At 50.7% G+C, this 18890-nt stretch carries 21 protein-coding genes; 12 read left to right on the top strand and 9 right to left on the bottom strand.

Annotation, left to right across the window (positions count from 1 at the left end; all coding sequences use genetic code 11):
* Position 1: 1 nt before the first annotated feature.
* From AC2JC8_RS04515 to AC2JC8_RS04490, 6 genes are all read right to left on the bottom strand, one after another.
* Positions 2 to 1177 (bottom strand): beta-barrel domain-containing protein, encoded by a 1176-nt coding sequence (locus AC2JC8_RS04515; RefSeq protein WP_484419859.1) that lies wholly within the window; start codon positions 1175 to 1177, stop codon positions 2 to 4.
* Positions 1174 to 4158 (bottom strand): peptidase domain-containing ABC transporter, encoded by a 2985-nt coding sequence (locus tag AC2JC8_RS04510; protein ID WP_484594262.1) that lies wholly within the window; start codon positions 4156 to 4158, stop codon positions 1174 to 1176. The genes AC2JC8_RS04515 and AC2JC8_RS04510 overlap by 4 nt, the downstream gene beginning before the upstream one ends.
* A 17-nt stretch (positions 4159 to 4175) precedes the next feature.
* On the bottom strand, positions 4176 to 4877 hold the full coding sequence (locus AC2JC8_RS04505; protein WP_482682662.1) for a peptidylprolyl isomerase: 702 nt from the start codon (positions 4875 to 4877) through the stop codon (positions 4176 to 4178).
* A gap of 43 nt (positions 4878 to 4920) precedes the next feature.
* Positions 4921 to 6669 carry an ArnT family glycosyltransferase gene (locus AC2JC8_RS04500; RefSeq protein WP_484419861.1) on the bottom strand — a complete coding sequence of 583 codons (1749 nt, stop codon included), beginning with the start codon at positions 6667 to 6669 and terminating at the stop codon, positions 4921 to 4923.
* Positions 6670 to 6846: 177 nt separating this feature from the next.
* Entirely contained in the window at positions 6847 to 7908 is a 1062-nt protein-coding gene (locus tag AC2JC8_RS04495) for a glycosyltransferase (protein WP_484594261.1), read from the bottom strand.
* On the bottom strand, positions 7905 to 8825 hold the full coding sequence (locus tag AC2JC8_RS04490; RefSeq protein WP_484594260.1) for a DMT family transporter: 921 nt from the start codon (positions 8823 to 8825) through the stop codon (positions 7905 to 7907). Before AC2JC8_RS04490 ends, AC2JC8_RS04495 begins: the two co-directional genes overlap by 4 nt.
* A 105-nt stretch (positions 8826 to 8930) precedes the next feature.
* On the opposite strand from AC2JC8_RS04490, the gene sppA reads away from it, so the two are divergent.
* From sppA to AC2JC8_RS04430, 12 genes are all read left to right on the top strand, one after another.
* Positions 8931 to 9716 carry a signal peptide peptidase SppA gene (gene sppA / locus AC2JC8_RS04485; RefSeq protein ID WP_484401162.1) on the top strand — a complete coding sequence of 262 codons (786 nt, stop codon included), beginning with the start codon at positions 8931 to 8933 and terminating at the stop codon, positions 9714 to 9716.
* A complete protein-coding gene (aroH, locus tag AC2JC8_RS04480) occupies positions 9713 to 10096 on the top strand; it encodes a chorismate mutase (protein ID WP_484401161.1) in 384 nt (127 codons plus the stop codon). Before sppA ends, aroH begins: the two co-directional genes overlap by 4 nt.
* Positions 10097 to 10171: 75 nt before the next feature.
* On the top strand, positions 10172 to 10753 hold the full coding sequence (locus tag AC2JC8_RS04475; RefSeq protein WP_484401159.1) for a DUF2808 domain-containing protein: 582 nt from the start codon (positions 10172 to 10174) through the stop codon (positions 10751 to 10753).
* Positions 10754 to 10803: 50 nt separating this feature from the next.
* A complete protein-coding gene (gene rpmH / locus AC2JC8_RS04470; RefSeq protein WP_255131391.1) occupies positions 10804 to 10941 on the top strand; it encodes a 50S ribosomal protein L34 in 138 nt (45 codons plus the stop codon).
* Between the two features lie 18 nt (positions 10942 to 10959).
* The gene (locus AC2JC8_RS04465) at positions 10960 to 11406 is read left to right on the top strand and encodes a ribonuclease P protein component (protein WP_484419863.1); all 447 of its coding nucleotides are present in this window, start codon (positions 10960 to 10962) and stop codon (positions 11404 to 11406) included.
* Complete coding sequence (locus AC2JC8_RS04460) at positions 11360 to 11782, top strand: PH domain-containing protein (protein WP_484401157.1); 423 nt, start codon at positions 11360 to 11362, stop codon at positions 11780 to 11782. Before AC2JC8_RS04465 ends, AC2JC8_RS04460 begins: the two co-directional genes overlap by 47 nt.
* A gap of 60 nt (positions 11783 to 11842) precedes the next feature.
* Entirely contained in the window at positions 11843 to 12982 is a 1140-nt protein-coding gene (yidC, locus tag AC2JC8_RS04455) for a membrane protein insertase YidC (protein ID WP_255131388.1), read from the top strand.
* Entirely contained in the window at positions 12982 to 13479 is a 498-nt protein-coding gene (locus AC2JC8_RS04450) for a YceD family protein (protein WP_484401156.1), read from the top strand. Before yidC ends, AC2JC8_RS04450 begins: the two co-directional genes overlap by 1 nt.
* Positions 13476 to 14942, top strand: coding sequence for an AAA family ATPase (locus tag AC2JC8_RS04445; RefSeq protein ID WP_484419864.1), 1467 nt, complete (start codon positions 13476 to 13478; stop codon positions 14940 to 14942). The genes AC2JC8_RS04450 and AC2JC8_RS04445 overlap by 4 nt, the downstream gene beginning before the upstream one ends.
* A gap of 116 nt (positions 14943 to 15058) precedes the next feature.
* Positions 15059 to 15229, top strand: a complete 171-nt coding sequence (locus tag AC2JC8_RS04440) for a hypothetical protein (protein ID WP_255131385.1) — start codon at positions 15059 to 15061, stop codon at positions 15227 to 15229.
* 28 nt (positions 15230 to 15257) lie between these two features.
* Positions 15258 to 16397, top strand: coding sequence for an aminotransferase class V-fold PLP-dependent enzyme (locus tag AC2JC8_RS04435; protein ID WP_484594271.1), 1140 nt, complete (start codon positions 15258 to 15260; stop codon positions 16395 to 16397).
* Between the two features lie 33 nt (positions 16398 to 16430).
* Positions 16431 to 16748: a hypothetical protein gene (locus AC2JC8_RS04430; protein ID WP_484419865.1), complete on the top strand. Its 318-nt coding sequence runs from the start codon at positions 16431 to 16433 to the stop codon at positions 16746 to 16748.
* Here the strand turns inward: AC2JC8_RS04430 and AC2JC8_RS04425 are convergent.
* From AC2JC8_RS04425 to yidD, 3 genes are all read right to left on the bottom strand, one after another.
* Positions 16745 to 18220, bottom strand: coding sequence for a UDP-N-acetylmuramoyl-L-alanyl-D-glutamate--2,6-diaminopimelate ligase (locus AC2JC8_RS04425; RefSeq protein WP_484594270.1), 1476 nt, complete (start codon positions 18218 to 18220; stop codon positions 16745 to 16747). The genes AC2JC8_RS04430 and AC2JC8_RS04425 overlap by 4 nt on opposite strands.
* 65 nt (positions 18221 to 18285) lie before the next feature.
* On the bottom strand, positions 18286 to 18531 hold the full coding sequence (locus tag AC2JC8_RS04420; RefSeq protein ID WP_255133615.1) for a glutaredoxin family protein: 246 nt from the start codon (positions 18529 to 18531) through the stop codon (positions 18286 to 18288).
* The gene (gene yidD, locus AC2JC8_RS04415) at positions 18528 to 18809 is read right to left on the bottom strand and encodes a membrane protein insertion efficiency factor YidD (RefSeq protein WP_484594269.1); all 282 of its coding nucleotides are present in this window, start codon (positions 18807 to 18809) and stop codon (positions 18528 to 18530) included. The genes AC2JC8_RS04420 and yidD overlap by 4 nt, the downstream gene beginning before the upstream one ends.
* Positions 18810 to 18890: the final 81 nt, after the last annotated feature.

The following is an 18890-nucleotide window of genomic DNA, read 5'->3' as shown; positions in this document are numbered from 1 at the left end:
ATCAAAAAGTTGGCGAGCGGATTGGTTTTAATGCATCGAAAGCGCGATCGATCACATCGGTGAGCAAGGTAATTACTCGCTTTTCTCTAAGAACCAGATTAGCGCTCAAAGTTTCACCGGATTTAAGGGAATAAGAACGGCCATTTTTCTTAAGCTGTTGTTGTTCTAATTTAATGATTACTGGAAATCTAGGCTGGGGATTTTGTTCGTCTGGCGGCAACGAATCTGTTGATATCCGTTTAACAGTGCCTTTAATAGAACCAAATTCTGTAAATGGATAGGAATCAAGCCTCACTTCAGATAATTGGCCAACTTTTACAAAGCCGATGTCCTTACTTGTAACATATATTTTAGCTTGCAATTTATCAACGGGAACAATCTTTAAAACCGGTTCATTTGGCGCCACTACATAACCCCTACTAGTGGGGGTAAGATCAAACACCTTGCCCCGTACGGGAGAACGCAGTAATTCGGTTTGCAGTTGTTCTTTCACTTCAACTCTTTGACGTTCCAGATCGGATAGCTGGCGATCACTTTCTTTACGTTGCTTAAGAAGCTCTGAACTAACTTCATTTAATTCGGCATCAGTTTGACGAATAGCAGCTTCGGTCTGAGCAATTTGAGAGCGCATTTGCTGCCCCTTATCCTTCTCCTGCATGTATTGAACTAAACCCATTCCACCCTGCTTAGTGAGAATCTCAAGCCGCTGCAAGATATCCTCCTGATTAGTTAGAGAAAGCCGTTCGCTATCACGTTTTGAAATCAAACTTTGTCGTTTAGCCCTCAGATTATCCCTTCTAGCCTCACTGGAATTTGCCTGTTCATTAATCCTCTGACGCTCGAGGCCAAGCTGCCTATTTACATTGTTCTTTTGTGCAACTGATCTATCAGTATCAAAGCGGATCAATGGTTGGCCCGGCTCCACTAATTGACCTTCTTTAACAAAGATTTCTTCAACAACAGCAGTTTGAAAGGCCTTGATTGGCTTAACCGCCCCGGCTGGCTCTAAATCACCTTGAGCAACAACAACCTCATCAATCTTTGCTAGTAAAGCAAAAACAAAGGCGAAGCTTGCTGTGCCAATCAAAGCCCAAATAACCGCCTTACTCCAGCGCGGTGAGGGTCTTAAACGAATTTCCTGAAGATCAGATGGATCGCGGCGTACTAAATTACTCATACCAATGCAGCCTCCTGTTGACGGAATAGGGTGGCATATCGACCCCCAATGGCCATCAAATCAGCGTGGGGGCCCTGCTCAACTAAGGCTCCATTGTGAAGTACTAAAATATGATCTGCGTGGCGAAGATTGCCCAAGCGATGGGTAATAAATAAAACGGTGCGGCCCCTGTAGGCAGCGCTTAAATTTCGGGTTAGCTGTTGCTCTGTATCAACATCAAGCGCGCTGGTGGCTTCATCAAGAACTAGCAAACGGGGCTGCTTGAGTATCATCCGAGCAATAGCTAAACGTTGTCTTTGCCCCCCTGAAAGCCCCGAGCCTCTCTCACCAACCGAGCTGCTATAGCCGGCTGGTAGTTGCTGAATAAAATCGTGAGCACAGGCAACTTTTGCTGCTTCTATTATCTCTTCAAAATCAGCATCTGGGCGGGTAAGCGCGATATTTTCCTGGATTGTGCCATCAAATAACAGGCTATCCTGCGGCACAACTCCTATTTGGCGGCGCAGGGAATATAAATCTACTTTTGAAATATCATTACCATCTAAGCGAATCGTTCCATCCAGGGGATCGTAGAGCCTTGTGAGTAACTTAAGCAAGGTACTTTTACCAGATCCGCTACTGCCAACTATGCCAACAAAACTACCTGCAGGGATACTAAAATCAACATTTAGTAATTGCAATTGCCCACTACTAGCGAAACGAAAATTCACCCTTTCGTAGCTAATCGCACCGCTTATAGGGGGAAGAGGGGGCAGATTTTCTCCGGCGATTTCAATCTCCTGAGGATGATCAACAATGTCGGAAAGCCTTTCAAGAGAAAGGGCGGTTTCTTGGAAGTTTTGCCATAATGTTGCAAGCCTTAGCAAAGGACTTGTTACGTATCCAGATAATATTCTAAATGCAATCAATTGACCTAAAGTTAGCTTGCCTTGCAATACCAACCCCGCTCCAACCCATAAAACAAGTAAGCCTGATAGTTGCTCTAGAAAATGAGATGCAGATCCAGCGGCAGTGCTGGTAATCGTATTGCGGAAACCAGCCGCTATTTGACCTCCATATAGTTGCTGCCAACGCCAACGGCTGTGTAATTCCATACCCTGGCCCTTAACAGTTTCCATACCACCAAGTGTTTCAACCAAGTGGCTCTGCACCTGGGCATTGGATTCCGCCTGTTCTCTCAACTGCCTGCGAATAACCGGTGCGGCAGCTGCAGTTAAACCAATAAAAAATGGAATAACACCCAACGCCCAAAGAGTAAGAATTGGGCTATAAAGCAACATCACCGCGATATATATAACTGAAAAAACTGAATCAAGCACCACAGTTAATGCAGTACCGGTAAGAAAACGCCGAATTTTTTCCAATTCATTTACCCTACTGGATACCTCTCCCACAGGGCGTTTAGAAAAGTAGCTAAGGGGTAATCTGAGCAAGTGATCAATAATTGTAGAGCCAAGGGAAATATCAATTCTATTTGTAGTATCGCTAAATAAATATGTTCGTAAAGAACCCAAAATCGCTTCCGCTACGGCCATGGCAACTAAAAGAGAACCTAAAACATTAAGGCTCTTTAAATTTCCCTGAGCGATTACCGCATCTATTATTTGTTGAATTAACAATGGATTCAACAAAGCGAATAACTGCACAAAAAAGCTTGCTATCAACACCTGAATCAGGATGCCGCGATGCTGCTGAATTGCTGGTAGAAACCAAGACAATCCAAATCTTTCCCTAGGGGTGGTATTGGCGCGCTCGAGGGAAAGAATAGCTAAATTTCCTTTCTCATCTAAAAGCGATTCAACATCAGCCATAGTTAACTTCCTCTGGCTCGAGCGAGGATCACCAATAATCAAGCCGCTGGCATCGGCCTGCCAAATAACAACCGGATGACCATTATCAATTGCAACAGCTGGCACCGGCAACCTTGCCACCGATTTAATAGGCACTTCTAAAAGCGAGGCACGCAAGCCAAGCAAATCTGCAACTGCTGCAAGTTGCATTATTCCAATCCCCTTACCTTCAGCTCTTTGCAATTGATCTTCCAAGATTCTACGAATCACATCCCTACGGAATGGAAGATCAAAATTGCGAGATAACATTCGAAGCACAGCAAACGCTTCTTCCAGTTCACCTTGGCCGCTGAGATGTGGAAAACTGCCATCATCTCCGATGCGGCCATACCAATCCTGCAGGGCCTCCATCTGGTTTAGTTGGGGCACCAACTCGCTGCCCTCGATCCATTCGGGCTCTAAAACCTCAACATTCACATCAACTGCTAAAGCAACCGCTTCCGCCGAAAGTTGAGCTGGGCTTGAAATACTTGGAGCGACAGCTGGTTTTGGGATTAAACGGATGGGCAAACGCCCCTGCCGTGCAAGCACCAACCCCGCCGGAATATCTTCACCCACCTCATGCCCAGCAACACAACCAGTGCTTAAAAGCCAATGGCCCTCTGGCACCGCTTCCTGCTCGCCAAGCAAGGTAATTGCGGGAGTTGCATCTGCATTTGCAGCCCAATCGCGCAACACACGGCCCCTGGGCAGATCTGCAATTTTGGAAGCAGAAAGCACTGCGTAGCGTTCAGGTAAGCCGCCATCTTTAAAAAAATCTCGCAATTCTTGGTGCCTTGATGCCAATTCAAGAAATGCTGCCGCCGGCAACAGCCAACCCTTTGAAACCATTGAAGCGGCAAGAACTTGACCCGAATCGCCTCGAAGTAAAGGCAGCCAGCCAGCTATTGAACCAGGAGAAAGCAGTTCAAGCGTGAAAGTTTCGCCCCTTTGATCCTGGGCAAGCAAACGCAGTTGCCCCTCAACAAGGATCAGAATCCCAGGAGGCAACTCATCAAACCCATGTAAACGGGCCCCAGGTTTTAACACCAAAGGCTTCAATAATGAGGCGGTTTGGGCCTGATCAACTGGTGAAAGCCTATTAAAAGGCTTCATTGAAGCCAGGAGATCTAAGGCAGCTGTAATCGACATCTGGGCTCAGCTGGCCTTTAATTCACTGGCTCATTATGAGCGGCAAGAACCTGATTGAGCTCATTTCTTAGCCAGTCATCTCCCTGTTCGATAATTAAACGCTGCTTCAAAGCCTCATCAAGCTGAGCTCCTTTGCGCTTTTCTAGGCGCACAATGATCCACCAACCCTCCAGTTGTTTTGGCGGCCAGAGCTGCCCCTCTTGGCTAATTTCAAGCAACTTGGCAAGGGCTGGATGGGGGGTTGAAAGGGGCACTGGGCCCAATTTTCCGCCACTATTTTTTTCAGGGCCTTCAGAAAAAGAACTGGCCAGCGCTTCAAATGAAACTTCTCCTTCCTGCAGTTGCTGGTGCAATTCCGCTGCTAATTCGCCGTCACGCAAGCGCAGTAGCGAGTAGGTAACTTCATCAAACTCAGCTTTACGGCGCAGATATTCATGCTCAACAGTTGTTGCATAGCGCTGCTCACACCACTTGCGCCAGCGCACAGGCAGCTGGGCCATGGCCTCAAGCTCCGCTCCGCTTAGGCCCCGCAATTGCAGCCAAGCCTGCAATTGCTGCTGATCTTGCACTTGGATCTGTTGGCAAAAAACCTGCAAAGCCTGTTGAGTTTCCTCAGCTGATGGTTTTTCTATTTGAAGCACCGCCTGTTCCATCAAGCGATGGCGCCAGGCAGGTTCAAGTAATCCGGCTCGGGCAAGGTCTTGATTACTGAAATCCATGGCCACAACGATGCAGGCACAACTTGCTCCCATTCATAGCTGGTTAATAGCGCTCAGGGTTTTGTAACTGCCAAGTTGATGCCACTCCTGCAGCTGCCAAGCGTTTGGCCTGTTCATATGCCGCATGGCGCGGCACCCGCCAAAGCTCATAAATGCCTTCAGCTGCAAGTTTTTGATGGGGTAATCGCTGCCAAAAATATTGCTTTGCAGTGGTGCGATCGATCACCAGTAAAAAATTGATTGCTAAATCTTGCTGCGAGGTGGGCCTAAGCCTTTCGCCAAGATTGCGCAAGCCTGAGGCGGGCCTACCTTCATAAACAACTACTTTTTTTGTGTAGTAGTGGAGTGATGGCTTATTGATACCTGCCATAGCAAGCGCCTCGCCGGGGCGTATGTGCTGAAGCACTAAAGCAGCCACATAACGCACAGGCCGTTGCCGTATTTGATCTATTAACTCCCCCGTTGGCACCAATCCCAGCAGCGGCCACACCACTAAGGGCAGCTGAAAAGCCAATAGCCAGGGAATCCTTTTTAGTTGCCAAATCTGGCTAATTACCCCAAACAGCGCGGCAGCAAGGAAACAAATTCCACTGCGCTGCACAGCGCCATTAAGCAAAAGTTGGGAGCTCAGCCCTGGCATTTCCGGATCATTGATCAATGGAAGCCAAATCGGAGCCATTAAAAAGCCAATCCCTAGCAGCGCAGCAAGCGCCACTGAAAACCAGCGGGCAACATTAAGAAGCTGCCTTGATCCGCAAGCCAAACCAATCAATAGGGCCATTGCTGGCAGGCCGGGCAAAATGTAGCTGGCAAGTTTTGTTGCTGAAAAACTGAACAACAACATCACCCCCAGTAACCAGCAAAAAGCAAAACGTCCCAAGCTGCCCTCTGTTGGGCGGGGCTGTTGAAAAGCGAGCAACTCTTGATGAATTCCCAGCAACAACAGCGGTGTGGCCGGCAAGCTTGCAATTAGCAATACCGCTAAAAAAAACCACCAAGGGCCCGAGTGATGATTCACCACCTGGCTAAAGCGTTGAAAATTGTGATAACCAAAAAAACTATCAAGAAAAGGTTTTCCCTCTCGCCACAATTCCAAGCTGTACCAAGGTGCTGCCACCGCCACACTCACAAGTAAGCCGCGGCCAGGGGCTAATAAACGGATTAAGCGGGCAAAATCGCGCTGCCACAGGCCAAATAAACCAAGGCAACTCGCAGCTATCAGCAATGCCACCGGACCTTTAGTGAGGATTGCAAGCCCCAGAAAAATCCAGCTGCCCCATGGCCGCAGCCGTGATCCGCTGGCGTAAGTGCGCCAAAATCCAAGCAAAGCAAAAGCAAGGCAGGCCGTAAGCAAGGGATCACTCACAGCAACGCGGCCCCAGAGCAACACCAATGGCGAAAGGGCAAAAGCCAGTGCAGCGCTGAGCGCCCTGCTGTAACTGGGCTGTGGCTCCAGCTTCAACATGGTTATCACTAACGCCAGCATCACTGCCAGCATTGCCAAGGCAGAAGGCAGATTTGCAGCCAAACTGCCAAGGGGATCCCAATGGCGAGGCAGCAGGCTTAAGCCACCGATCAACCAATAAATCAACACGGGTTTATCGAAACGGGGATGGCCATTCACCCTTGGGGTGAGCCAGTCGCCTGTATCGGCCATTGCCCGCCCTGCTGCTGCAAATAAGGCAGGCGTTTCATCTAGCTGCCCAACAGCCCCAAGCCGCCACAAAAAAATCAGCCCCCCAAGGAAGGTTGTTACCCCCAACAGCCAGGCGAGCCGGTGGGATTGCTTCACTGCTTGCTAACTAAAAATCTTTAGGCAGCTTATGCCTCGCAGGTAGTTGCATCAACCAATTCGCAATCAACTCCTAAACGCTTAAAGGCTTGCTCAAGCAAGCCTTGCCAAGCACGCCAAGGCCGCAATCAACGATGCCATCATGGGCTGTTAAAACAGGCTGAGAAGGCAGCATTACTACGTGGGTTGCATCAACCAATTTTCAAGCCTTGAAGCGAAGGCCTCCAGGCTGAAGCGCTCTTTTGCTTTTTCCCTGCAGCCATAGCGATCAATGCACAAAAGCTGAGGAAGTGCTGCCGCCATGGCTGCGATGTTGTCTGGATCCACTAGCACCCCACTAACGCCTGGATCAATCAATTCAGCTGGCCCGCCGCGGCGGTAGGCCAGCACCGGCACGCCGCAGGCCATAGCCTCCACCACAACATTGCCAAAGGCTTCATTCCACTTCGGTGTGTTGAGCAGAGCAGCACATTCACCTAATTCGGCCTGAAACTGATTTGTTGCTAGAAACCCACGCCACTGCAGGGTGCCTTTTGGCACGGTTGCTTCTACGGCAGCCGCATATTGAAGATCTTCTTTTAAACCCCAAACTGCTAGTGGCCAACCCCAGCGCAAAGCAACTTGGGCTGCATCCTCCAGACCTTTTTCAGGAGCGATCCTGCCTGCCCAACCCAAAAGCTGCTGGGGGTGCGCCCGATATTGGTATTGGTTGAAATCAAATCCATTAGCCAGCAGCAGCGGCGGATTTGGCAGTTGAAAATCTGCCGCTTGGGCCGCAGTGTGGAAAGCAACGCGCTGGGGATAAAGAGTTGCTGTTGCAGAAATCACTTGATCCATGGCCTCTCCAACACTGCCCATGCTGATGAGATGAAAGAGGGGTTTATGGAAATAAGGGGTGAGCCAAAGAGGCAACCAGTCGTAGCCGAGGTTGAGCAGCACATCAAAAGCTTCCTGTTCCCCCAGCGCCCGCTGCCAAAAGCGAGCAAGCAAAGAATCGGCTGGGATTTGCACAGGGGACTCTCGCTTTTGGTGTTGCCAACTGGCTTGAGGCACCCCAGGTTCAAGCCAAAGTTGATCTACTAAGCCGGCCTCGAATTCACTACCAACTGCGGCCACCAAAGCCAAATAATGACCTCGTGCCTTTAAGGCACTCAAAATTGCCATCAGAGTTAGTTCCACCCCTCCCCCTAAGCCCATACCCAATGGGCCCATGGGGGTACTAACCAGCAAAATTTTCATTGGGCGCGTTCCAATTCAGCCGCCCATAAAGTTCGGCGCTGATTGATCAGCAACACCGAAACTAAAGCGAGGGACACTCCAAACCATTGCAACAAACTTAATTTTTCATCGAGCCAAAACACACCGCTAGCAAGGGCGAATACAGGGGTTAAAAATGTTAATGAGGTAAACCCTGTTAAGTCGCCCTGGTTGGCAAACAAAAAAAACAAGCCGTAAGCCAAAGCGCTGCCAAACAAACTGGCATAAGCCATTAAGCCCCATTCAGATAGCTGCAGGTGGGGAATGCGCCGTAAAGGATCCGAAAGAGGCCCGATAAGGCTTAATCCCATTAGTGGCAATCCGCCAAGCAAGAGGTGCCAACCCGTTACCGCAAGGGGGTCGCTATTGCGACAGGCCCAGCGGCAAAGCAAAGTGCCCACCGCCATCGAAGCTGCTGCAAGCAGCATCAGCAGCTCACCCCGTTGAGCCAAGCCTGCACCAAGCACTGGAGGGCCCTCAAGCCACCAATGCTGGAGAACACCAGCTGGCACGCCAAGACAAGCAATACCGCCCAATCCCAACAGCAATCCCACCCAGCCCACTGGATTGATCAGTTCCCCAAGAGCAAAGCGAGCTAATAAAGCCACCATCAACGGTTGCGAATCGATCAGCACCGAACCGATACCAGCACCAACTTCTTGTAAACCCTCTGCTAAAAAACCTTGAAAAAGGGCAGCGTCTACCAGCACAAATAAAAAGAACCAGCCCCTATCCCTGCTATCAACCCCTAGCGGACGCTTGAGTAAAGCAGCAGCGCCAAGAATAATTAAGCCAGCGGGCATCAGCCGCAACCAGGCCAATTCAAGTGGGGCAAGGGGCACCAAGAGGGGCTTCATTGCCGCCATAGCCGTTCCCCAAAGGGCGAAGGGGAGCACCATGGCAAACCATCGCAACCAACGGGGCACTGCAACTAATTAGCAAGCTTGAGCCTAAAGACCCAGGGCTGCATAGGATCCGCCAATAATCTCAATGAGTGCGGCCCCATGCCTTGGCCCCTGCGTCGTTTTCGTCGCAAACGTATTGCTCGCATCTGCCTTGAGGGGCCGATTGCCGGCGCCGCCCGCAGCAGGGTTTTAAAAGCTTTGTTACAGGTGGAAGAACAAAAGTTTCCTGTACTGCTGCTGCGCATTGATAGCCCTGGAGGCACTGTTGGCGATAGCCAAGAGATTCACCAAGCCCTGATGCGCCTGCGGGAAAGTGGCTGCCAAGTGGTGGCTAGCTACGGCAATATTTCCGCCTCTGGCGGTGTTTATGTGGGTAGCGCCGCGAATCGGGTGGTGGCAAATGCAGGCACCATCACTGGATCCATCGGTGTAATTTTGCGTGGCAACAATCTTGAGAAACTGCTGAAACGTATCGGCGTGCGTTTTGAAACTGTGAAAAGCGGCGAATTTAAAGACATCCTTTCTCCCGATAAACCGCTTTCAGAAGCGGAGCGAGAAATCTTGCAAGCCCTGATAAACAGCAGCTACGGCCAATTTGTGCAAGCGGTGGCAACGGGCCGCGGCCTTAGTGAGGAAAGCGTCCGTGCTTTCGCTGATGGCCGTGTTTTTAGCGGCGCCCAGGCCCTGGAATTGGGCTTGGTGGATTTACTCGGCGACGAAGAAACAGCTCGCCTTGAGGCCGCTCGCCTAGCGGGGCTTGATCCCAAACACAGCCGGCCGGTTACTTTGGGGCGCCAAAAGCAGGGATTTTTTCAACGGCTGCGCCAACAATTTCAATTAGAGCTTGGCCTGGGGGGACAACCGCTCTGGCTCTACAGGCCATGAACAATTCAGGCATGAGATTGCGAGCTCTGCGGGGCGCCACCACCGCAACAGCTAACACTGCAGCTGCGATGGAAGAGGCCGTTGCTGAACTGATAGAAGTTTTGATGCACCGCAACAACCTCAAAGGGCCGGAGGTGTTTACAGCAATATTTTCAGTAACCAGTGATCTGAATGCCCTTTTCCCTGCCGCTATCGCAAGGCAAAGCGAGGGATGGGAAGGGGTGGCATTGCTTGATTGCCAGCAGATGGCTGTAGTTGGAGATTTACCTCGTTGCATCCGCGTAATGCTGCAGGCCTGGTTGCCGATGCAGCAAGAAGAGCAACACGTTTACCTGCGCGACAGCCAAAAGTTAAGGCCAGACAGATCTTGTAATCACTGACAGCTCAGGGGCCGGCCTAGGGGAGCCCTTAAGGAGATGCGCGATTATGAGAATAAATAGACATACGAAAAATCTATGGCTGCATCATCGCGTCGTTTGGGTTTTATTGCTGCTGCGGGCTTAATTGCAGCAGCTGGTTTTGGTTTGGCTGCCCATCAAACAGCAAAAGCTCAAGGTTCGGTTGGAACCCCATCAATTTTGGAATTTCGCTGGGATGGCAATAAAGACTTTAAGAAGCTCTATTATTATGTATCTAATACCGAACGCACTCAGTGGGGTGAATACTTTTTAGTTCTACGGGCAAAAGATCGTAAGGCTGCAATATTAAAATTATCAATTACAATACCTAGCTATTTCAATACAAACATTGATCCCAAGGAAGTTAAGCTGAAATATTGCAATGCTGGCGGCGGCTACGCCAAACGCACAAGATGCGAAGAAACTATCCCAGCTGATATTCAACTTACAGACAATGGCAAACGCATCGATATCTTTCCCACAACCCCTGTGCCACCAGACAAATCTATAGCGGTTGTGTTTAACGTTTCCAACCCTGTAAATGGGGGAATGTTTCAATTTAATGCCTTAGCTCAAGCCCCTGGAGATATTCCAATGGCGGGCTATTTGGGCAGCTGGGTTATCGAACTTACTAACTAAGCCAGCAGGCTGCTAAAATTGTACGTCGGCCCATAGCCCAGTTTAGTTTCATGACCAAGCGCACCCTTGAAGGAACCAGCCGCAAACGCAAACGCGTATCGGGGTTCCGAGTGCGCATGCGCACCCATACAGGCCGTCGCCTCATCCGCACTCGCCGCAAGCGGGGCCGCGCTCGTTTGTCGGTGTAATTCCCATTTGTAACCCTGGTGGTTCTTCCGCAAAGGCATCGCCTCAGGGGCAAAAAACTTTTTGATTATCTATATCAAAAAAGTAGGCTTTACCACGGCGGCTCTTTGTTAGTGCTGAGAGTTGCTACGGCAAACCCACTGCTTCTGCGCTCGAACGAAAAAGCAGCTGCAAGTGAATTTCGCCTTGCCGTTGTGATTAGCAGCAAGGTTAGTAAGCGAGCTGTGGTGCGTAATCGCCTTAGAAGGCAGTTTCATCAGGCTTTTGTTGATATGTGTAAGAACTGGGAAAACCCAGGCCACCCCTCCCTTCAGCCGCAAAGCTGGCTTCTTTTAAGCCTTAAACCGGAAGCCGGCAGCGCCAGTTGCATCGATCTACTGAGAGAATGGCAAGCAGTGTTACATCAGGCAGGTTTTTTGGATGACAACTGCACCTCCCATCACCCTGCAGGAAGAAGTCTTTTATGAGGGCGGCCCCGCCAAAGGTGATTTGATCATGAATTTGATTTTTGGTTTCACCTTGATCGGCCTCCCCTTCGCCGTTGGGGCAATAGTGAGGGCCCTATGGCTACGTTTTCGAATCACCAACCGGCGTGTATCTGTAACCGGTGGTTGGCTAGGTCGCGATCGCAGCCAGGTGGTTTACAACCAGATCAAAGAAGTTCGAGTTGTGCCAAGGGGCTTGGGAGCTTGGGGAGACATGTGCTTATTACTTAAAGATGGGGCACGGCTAGAAATGCGCGGGGTGCCTAGGTTTCGTGAGCTTGAAACCTTCATCAAAGAACGCATGGACACCCCAAGCCGTAGCAGTACTCCCCCCAATGGCTTTGCTGTCGCCAGTTAAAGCTGAGCTGCTCTTGAGGCACACTCACATCAAATACCTTCCCCCTGCACCTCCCTCCCTGTGATCGGCTACATCTCCGACAACCTGCTGCTACCAATCCTCGATTTCTTTTACGGACTGGTGCCCAGCTACGGCTTGGCGATCATTGCACTCACAGTTGTGATCCGGCTTGCCCTGTTTCCCCTTAGTGCTGGCTCAATTCGAAACGCCCGCCGCATGCGCATTGCCCAACCGGTAATGCAGAAACGTCAGGCCGATATCCGCTCCAAATTTGCCAATAATCCCCAGAAGCAACAGGAGGAATTGGGCAAAGTAATGAAGGAATTTGGCAGCCCCCTGGCGGGTTGCTTGCCGCTTGTTGTGCAGATGCCAATTCTATTTGCGCTGTTTGCCACCTTGAGGGGATCACCTTTTGCAGATGTTCCTTACACCTTCAACGTGAAGGTGGTGCCTGCTGATTTAGTGGCGGCGGTAGAAGCAAAACCATTTACAAGCGCAAGCCATTCAATATTTATCAACGAAACAAACCACATCCCTGTTGTAGCTGCATTACCAGGCGGAAATCGGCTTGGTGTGGGAGAGCAAGCCAAGGTACTACTGCAAACCAAAGATGGCAGCGAAAGCCTTGAGGCAGTTGAAGAGCGGCTCACCCCCACAATCGACATGAGCCCTCAGTGGAATATCACCAAGGGTGAAGGGGTGGTTTCTATTGCTTCAAACGGCACAGTTACAGCCCTAACTCCAGGAGATGCCACCGTTGAAGTGAAGATCCCAGGATTGGCTGCCCGCAGTGGTTTCCTATTTATTAAGGCATTGGGTCAGGTGGGAATTCGCACAGATGGCCAGGTGAATTGGGATATTGCAGGTTTAGTTGCAGGGTTTGGCATCAGCCTTTTTGTATCTCAAATTCTTTCTGGCTGGGGGATGCCGGCTAATCCGCAACAGGCAACCGCCAACAAGATCACTCCAGTGATGATCACGGGCATGTTTCTGTTTTTCCCTTTGCCAGCTGGAGTTTTGCTTTACATGGTGATAGCCAATATTTTCCAGGCCTTCCAAACATTTGTGCTCATACGTGAACCGCTGCCAGAAAACCTTCAGGCAATTCTTGATCAGCAGATGACGCAGCAAACGGTTACTGCCAGTGCAACCGCTATTTCTTCTGAACGAATGCCATTTGAACCAAAAGGCAAGCGCTGATGAAGCCGATCCCACTGCGGGAGCTGCGATTACTTGGCGAAGCGAAACGTTTTCAGATAAATCAGCCGCTAGCTCAACTTCCCAGCTTGGGGCCCGTAAAAGGTTGGCTTGAGCTGCATCACAGGGGCGTAGCACTTGAGGTAAACGGTGCCGCTTCAACCCAAGTGGAACTTTGCTGCGATCGCTGTTTGAACTCTTTTAGCTATCAGTTGAAAGCTCAAGCGAATGAACTTATCGCGATTACAGCTAGTGCCTCAGTTGCGCCTGAAACGGAATTAATCGGCAGCTTGGATACTGCGGTGGAAAGCCTCAACCCTGAAGCTGATTTTGATTGGGAGCATTGGTTATTTGAACAATTAAGCCTGCAATTACCCCTTAAACGTTTATGTGATGCCAACTGCATCGGCATCATGCCCACTGAAGTGATCCCTGAAGCAGCAACAGTGCTGCTTGATCCCCGCTGGGCGGCATTAGAGGCCTTAACAAAACAGCCATGAGCGCCTGGATTGCTCAGTTGGATCTGTTAATCCGCAGCCGCACCCCGATCCTTTGGATTCGTCAGCAGGAAGAGGAAAGGCTGCTGCGCTTAATGCAACAGGTGGCCCAAAACCTCGGGCAAAGACCACTACTGCGCTGGGATTTTGTTGCTGGATTGCAGGGATTAGCAAACCACCAAGGCGCCGCTGCGCGCCAACCACTAGCCGCTTTAGACAGCCTTGATCTATTGCCACCAGATAGTGCTGGTATTTTGCTTCTGCTGGATTTTCATCGTTTTGTAGACGACAGCGCCATCTGCCGGCGGCTGCGCAATCTTGCGGTGGAACTGTGTAAGCAACCTCGCACCCTGATCATTGCCGCCCCTGATCTACAACTGCCCAGGGAATTGGAATCAACCATAACGGTGCTGGAGCTGCCTTTACCTGATGCCAATGAAATCAATGCCCTATTGGGGGGGATTGGAATGGCAGCTGGCAGCCCCCTAGAACCTCAAGCCCTTGAACTCTTGGTGCGCAGCTGCCGCGGTTTACCCGAACAACGCATCCGCCAGCTAGCAGCTAGAGCGTTAGCTCGTCATGGCCGGTTAGATGCAGCCGATATAAGCGATGTATTGGAAGAAAAGCGCCTAGCCCTAGCCCGCAGCGATCTACTGGAATATTGCCCGGCTGATGCAGATCCAAGTGAAATCGGTGGTTTAGATCAACTCAAATTGTGGTTAGAGAGGCGCAGGCTTGCTTTTACGGCAGAAGCGCAAAGCTACGGGCTGCCAAACCCCAGAGGTGTGCTGCTAGTGGGGCCCCAAGGCACCGGTAAATCATTAACAGCAAAAGCAATTGCCCACAGCTGGGGGATGCCCTTGCTTCGCCTCGATCTCGGACGCCTATTTGCTGGCTTGGTGGGGGCTAGTGAAGCCCGCAGCCGCGACATGATCCGCACCGCTGAGGCGATGGCCCCTTGCATCCTGTGGATCGATGAAATCGATAAGGGTTTCAGCTTGGATGGCCGCAGCGATGGCGGCACCAGCCAAAGAGTATTGGCCACCTTGCTTACTTGGATGGCGGAAAAAAGCAGCCCTGTTTTTGTTGTGGCAACAGCCAATGCCATCGATAAGTTGCCGCCAGAGTTACTTCGTAAGGGTCGGTTTGATGAATTATTTGTATTGAGCTTGCCGGAACCGGAGGAAAGACGTCAAATCCTCAACCTGCACTTGCGCAGACGCAGGCCCCAACACTGCATCCCCCTAGACACCTTGGTTGATCGATGCGCTGGCTTTTCTGGCGCAGAACTGGAGCAGGTGGTGCTTGAGGCAATGCTCGTGGCCTTCAGCGAAGCTAGGGAATTTGGCGAAGCTGATCTAATCAGTGCCGCTGCCGATCTGGTGCCCCTCAGCCGCACCGCCCGAGAACCATTGGAAAGACTGCAGCAATGGGCTCGGGAGGGTCGAGCTAGGCCCGCTTGTTAAGAAAAAATAAATATCAATACGTTGCGTTGAGTGAAGAAGCAGCGCTTTTGTCAAGCCCACTTCGGCACTTCTGTCTACGGTTTAGCTATCGACCACACCAGCAGGCCAAGATGAAGTTGAACCTTCCCCCAAACCAAGCTGAACTCACCAATCAATTAGCGGTAGCTGCCCTTGGAGCGGCCGTTATCACCACTCTCGCGGTAGCCCAAGGTCAATCGCCACTTACAGCCCTAGGCATCACTGTTTTTTCCGCTGTTGCTGCAGTGGCTGTAGGTCAGGTGCTCTAAAGCCTTGAGCCTCAATTTGCGGCAGCAAATGCCTGCTCTTGCAGGTAAGCATTATTTCAATTACGGCGGCCAGGGTCCTCTCCCCAATACCTCCCTTGAGGCGATGGTGAGTTGCTGGCAAAAGCTGCAGCAGCTTGGTCCCTTCGGCCGTGATGTTTGGCCTTGGCTAAACCTTGAGCTTTCGGCCTTACGCAAGGCCCTTAGTTCGCTATGCGGGGTAGCGCCACATCGCTTAGCTCTCACCGAAAACGTTAGTAGCGGCTGTGTTTTGCCCCTTTGGGGGCTGCCATTTGAGACTGGTGATCGGCTTTTAATCAGCAGCGCTGAACATCCAGGCATAGTTGCCGCCTGCAAAGAACTGGCGCGGCGCCAAGGCTTGGTAATCGACTGCTTTGATGTGCAGAAAGTGCGTGACAACAGCCAGCTGCTTAAGGCGCTTGAAAACGGCTTACAAGAACGCACCCGCCTTGTGGTGCTTTCTCATTTGCTTTGGAATACAGGCATCACCATGCCGATTGCAGCAGTGGCTCAAGCACTGCAGCGGCATCAAAAAAAACCTTGGCTGTTAGTAGATGGCGCTCAATCAGTGGGCAGCCTTGATCTAGATGATGCAGCTAATCAGGCAGATATTTATGCATTCACTGGCCATAAATGGTGTTGCGGCCCTGAAGGATTAGGGGCGGTGGTGCTTTCAGAGCGAGTTCTTGCAGAAGCAAGCCCCACCCTGATCGGATGGCGCAGCCTTAGTAATGAAACTGAAGCCAGCAGCAATTGGCATAAAGATGCAAGGAAATTTGAAGTTGCCACCAGTTGCATTCCGCTGGGGGCAGGGCTACGCCAATCACTGCAACTGCTGCAGGATTGCGGCAATGCCAGCCAGCGCCAAGAGCGTATCTGCGAGCTCAGTAGTCGGTTATGGCATGGCCTGCAGCAAATCCCCGGCGTTGAGCCAATACTGCAGGAAGGGCCACCCTCGAGCGGCCTAATAAGTTTTCAAGTGGCTAATCAAGATCCAAATCAGTTGGTTGATTCCCTAGCGAACAGCGGAATTCAATTGCGGAGCCTGGATAATCCCGTTTGCCTGCGGGCTTGTACCCACATAACCAGCACAGAAGCCGAAATTGATCTGTTAATTGAGCACCTAGCAAACATTTGCAACGGCGGTTGAGGGGGTAAGGTTGCGCAACTTGGGGGAAATCCCATGCTGCACGAGGCAAAGGCCAGCTTTTTGCATCCACTCTCGGTGGTAGAGCCCAGTGATGATCCTGAAATACTTTTGTTTAATGCTTTTGCCCTAGCGGAAGAGACCGTAGTTGCAGCTCTAAATCCTGAGCGATTAGATGCAAATTTTCGGGTGGTGAGGATTTTGGTGGAAACAGGGCTACCCACCACCCACATTGAAGAGATGTTTATAGAAATTCGCAGTGGCAACAACCAAGCACTGCTTCGTTTAATCGAATATGTTGCTGATGCTTTAGTAGATGAAAACGATGCCGGAGAAATGGAATTAGCTTCTTAAATACCTTCTAAACAACGGCGAGCTTCTTCTTGATCACTAAAGTAAATTTTTTGGTTACCCAAAATCTGATAATCTTCATGCCCCTTACCAGCAATCAACACCAAATCACCGCTTGTTCCAAGCCCAATTGCTTGCGCAATTGCTAGATGGCGATCTGGCTCTAGATGTAAGTTACTACCGGCTGGAATACCTTGTAATACATCATTAAAAATTTGTTGGGGATCTTCTGTGCGGGGATTATCGGAAGTAAGCAGCACTTGATCTGCTAATCGCGCAGCAATTTCTCCCATCAAAGGTCTTTTACCACGATCGCGATCACCTCCGCAGCCAAACAAACAAATCAAGCGGCCTTGCACAAAAGGTCTGCAGGCAGTAAGTGCATTTTCCAAGCCGTCAGGAGTATGGGCATAGTCCACCAATACCGAGGGTTGGCCGGGTTTATTGGGCACCCGTTCCATGCGGCCAGGTACACCTTTAAAGCTTTGCAACCCCTGCAAAAGTTGCTCTAACTCAACACCTTGCTGCAACAGAAGCCCCAACGCCTGGAGCAGATTCATTAAATTAAAGCGGCCAACAAGTGGTGAATTAAATATTGCATTACCTTGCGGTGTATGCAGCATTCCTTCTACGCCGTTAGCACTAAAATGCAGCCCATCCATAAACATTTCGGCGCTTGAATCATCAAGAGAACTGCGCCAACAGCGGCTGGTTAAACGAGCGGCCAGGCGTCTACCGTAGGGGTCGTCGCTATTAATTACTGCAAGCCCTTTTAGATAGGCTGGTTCAAACAAACAAGCCTTAGCTTCAAAATAAGCTTCAAGGCTTGGGTGGTAATCGAGGTGATCCTGGCTGAGATTTGTAAAAATTGCTCCGCTAAATCTGCAACCCGCCACCCGATGTTGATGCAATGCATGGGAACTCACTTCCATGGCTGCCAACTTTGTTCCGGCTGTGAGCGCTGCCGCTAATTGCGCTTGCAGCTGATCAGCAAACGGTGTGGTGTGGGTTGCTTTGATGTTGCAACCAGGCCAGCGATTTGCAAGGGTGCCAAATAAGGCTGTAGTTAAACCGGCCTGGCTTGCTAAATGTTCAATCAGAAAACTGGTGGTGGTTTTACCGTTGGTGCCAGTTATGCCAATCAATGCCAGCTGGTTACTCGGCTCCCCCCAGGAAGCAGAAGCAATACGACCCGCCACCTGGGCCACAGGATCAGCCACCACCAAAACAGGTTCACCTGGCGACGGGGGATCCTGCTCCGCAGCGCCAGGGCCTATCACTGCTGCAGTGGCGCCTCCTTGCAGGGCAGCACGCCAAAAAGTGCCGCCATCCACCTTCTCACCCGGCAAACCAACAAATAAAGTTCCCGCTGCAACCCTCCTTGAATCACAGGTCACATCTGTAACTAAAGGATCCGGCAACCCGCTCGGAACACTGAGCCCGGCGTCACGTAATAGTTGATGCAACCGTCCCATTGGTACAGCCTCAGGGGTAGGGGCAGCCATGGAATTCGGCCTAATGGTTTGTATTACGTTAATTCTCAGCTGTTTTGCTGTTTTTGCAGCCACGCGGCTAAGCGCTCCCCCTGCAAGCGGGGTGGAACCCTAGGCAAGAGGCAACCATCTAGGTAAACGAGCGGCACTTCATAGCCGTATTTTGCTTGTAATTCGGGGCTGGAATCCACATCAAGCAGCTCCAGTTCAGGAGGATTTTGCAGCTGACGCAAACGTTCTTCCAAGCCACTGCATAGACAACAATTTTTGCGGGTAAGCAAGGTAAGTTTCATTCCGGCACAGGATCAAAACCGCCCTCAGAGAAGGGATGACAGCGCAATAAGCGTTTTAAACTGAGCCAACATCCACGCCAGGGGCCATGGCGTTCGATCGCTTCGCGGGCATAGCCGCTGCAACTGGGGATAAAGCGGCAACGGGGCGGGCCGAGCAGTGGAGAGATCAAGATCTGATAAAACCTGATTAATGCCAACAGCAACCAACTGATTGGAGCAAATCGAGGCAACCCGCTTGGGGTTAATGTGGGGGATTGAATTGTTGTTTCCTTACACACCGATGTGAGGCGATTACTTTTCAAACTCCATCCTGACGGTTTTTTCATTTATGTCTCGTTACCGCGGTGCTCGATTAAGGG

This window comes from Synechococcus sp., assembly GCF_982614295.1.
The sequence above is the reverse complement of the archived record's forward strand: the minus strand, read 5'-3'. Positions and strand labels throughout refer to the sequence as shown.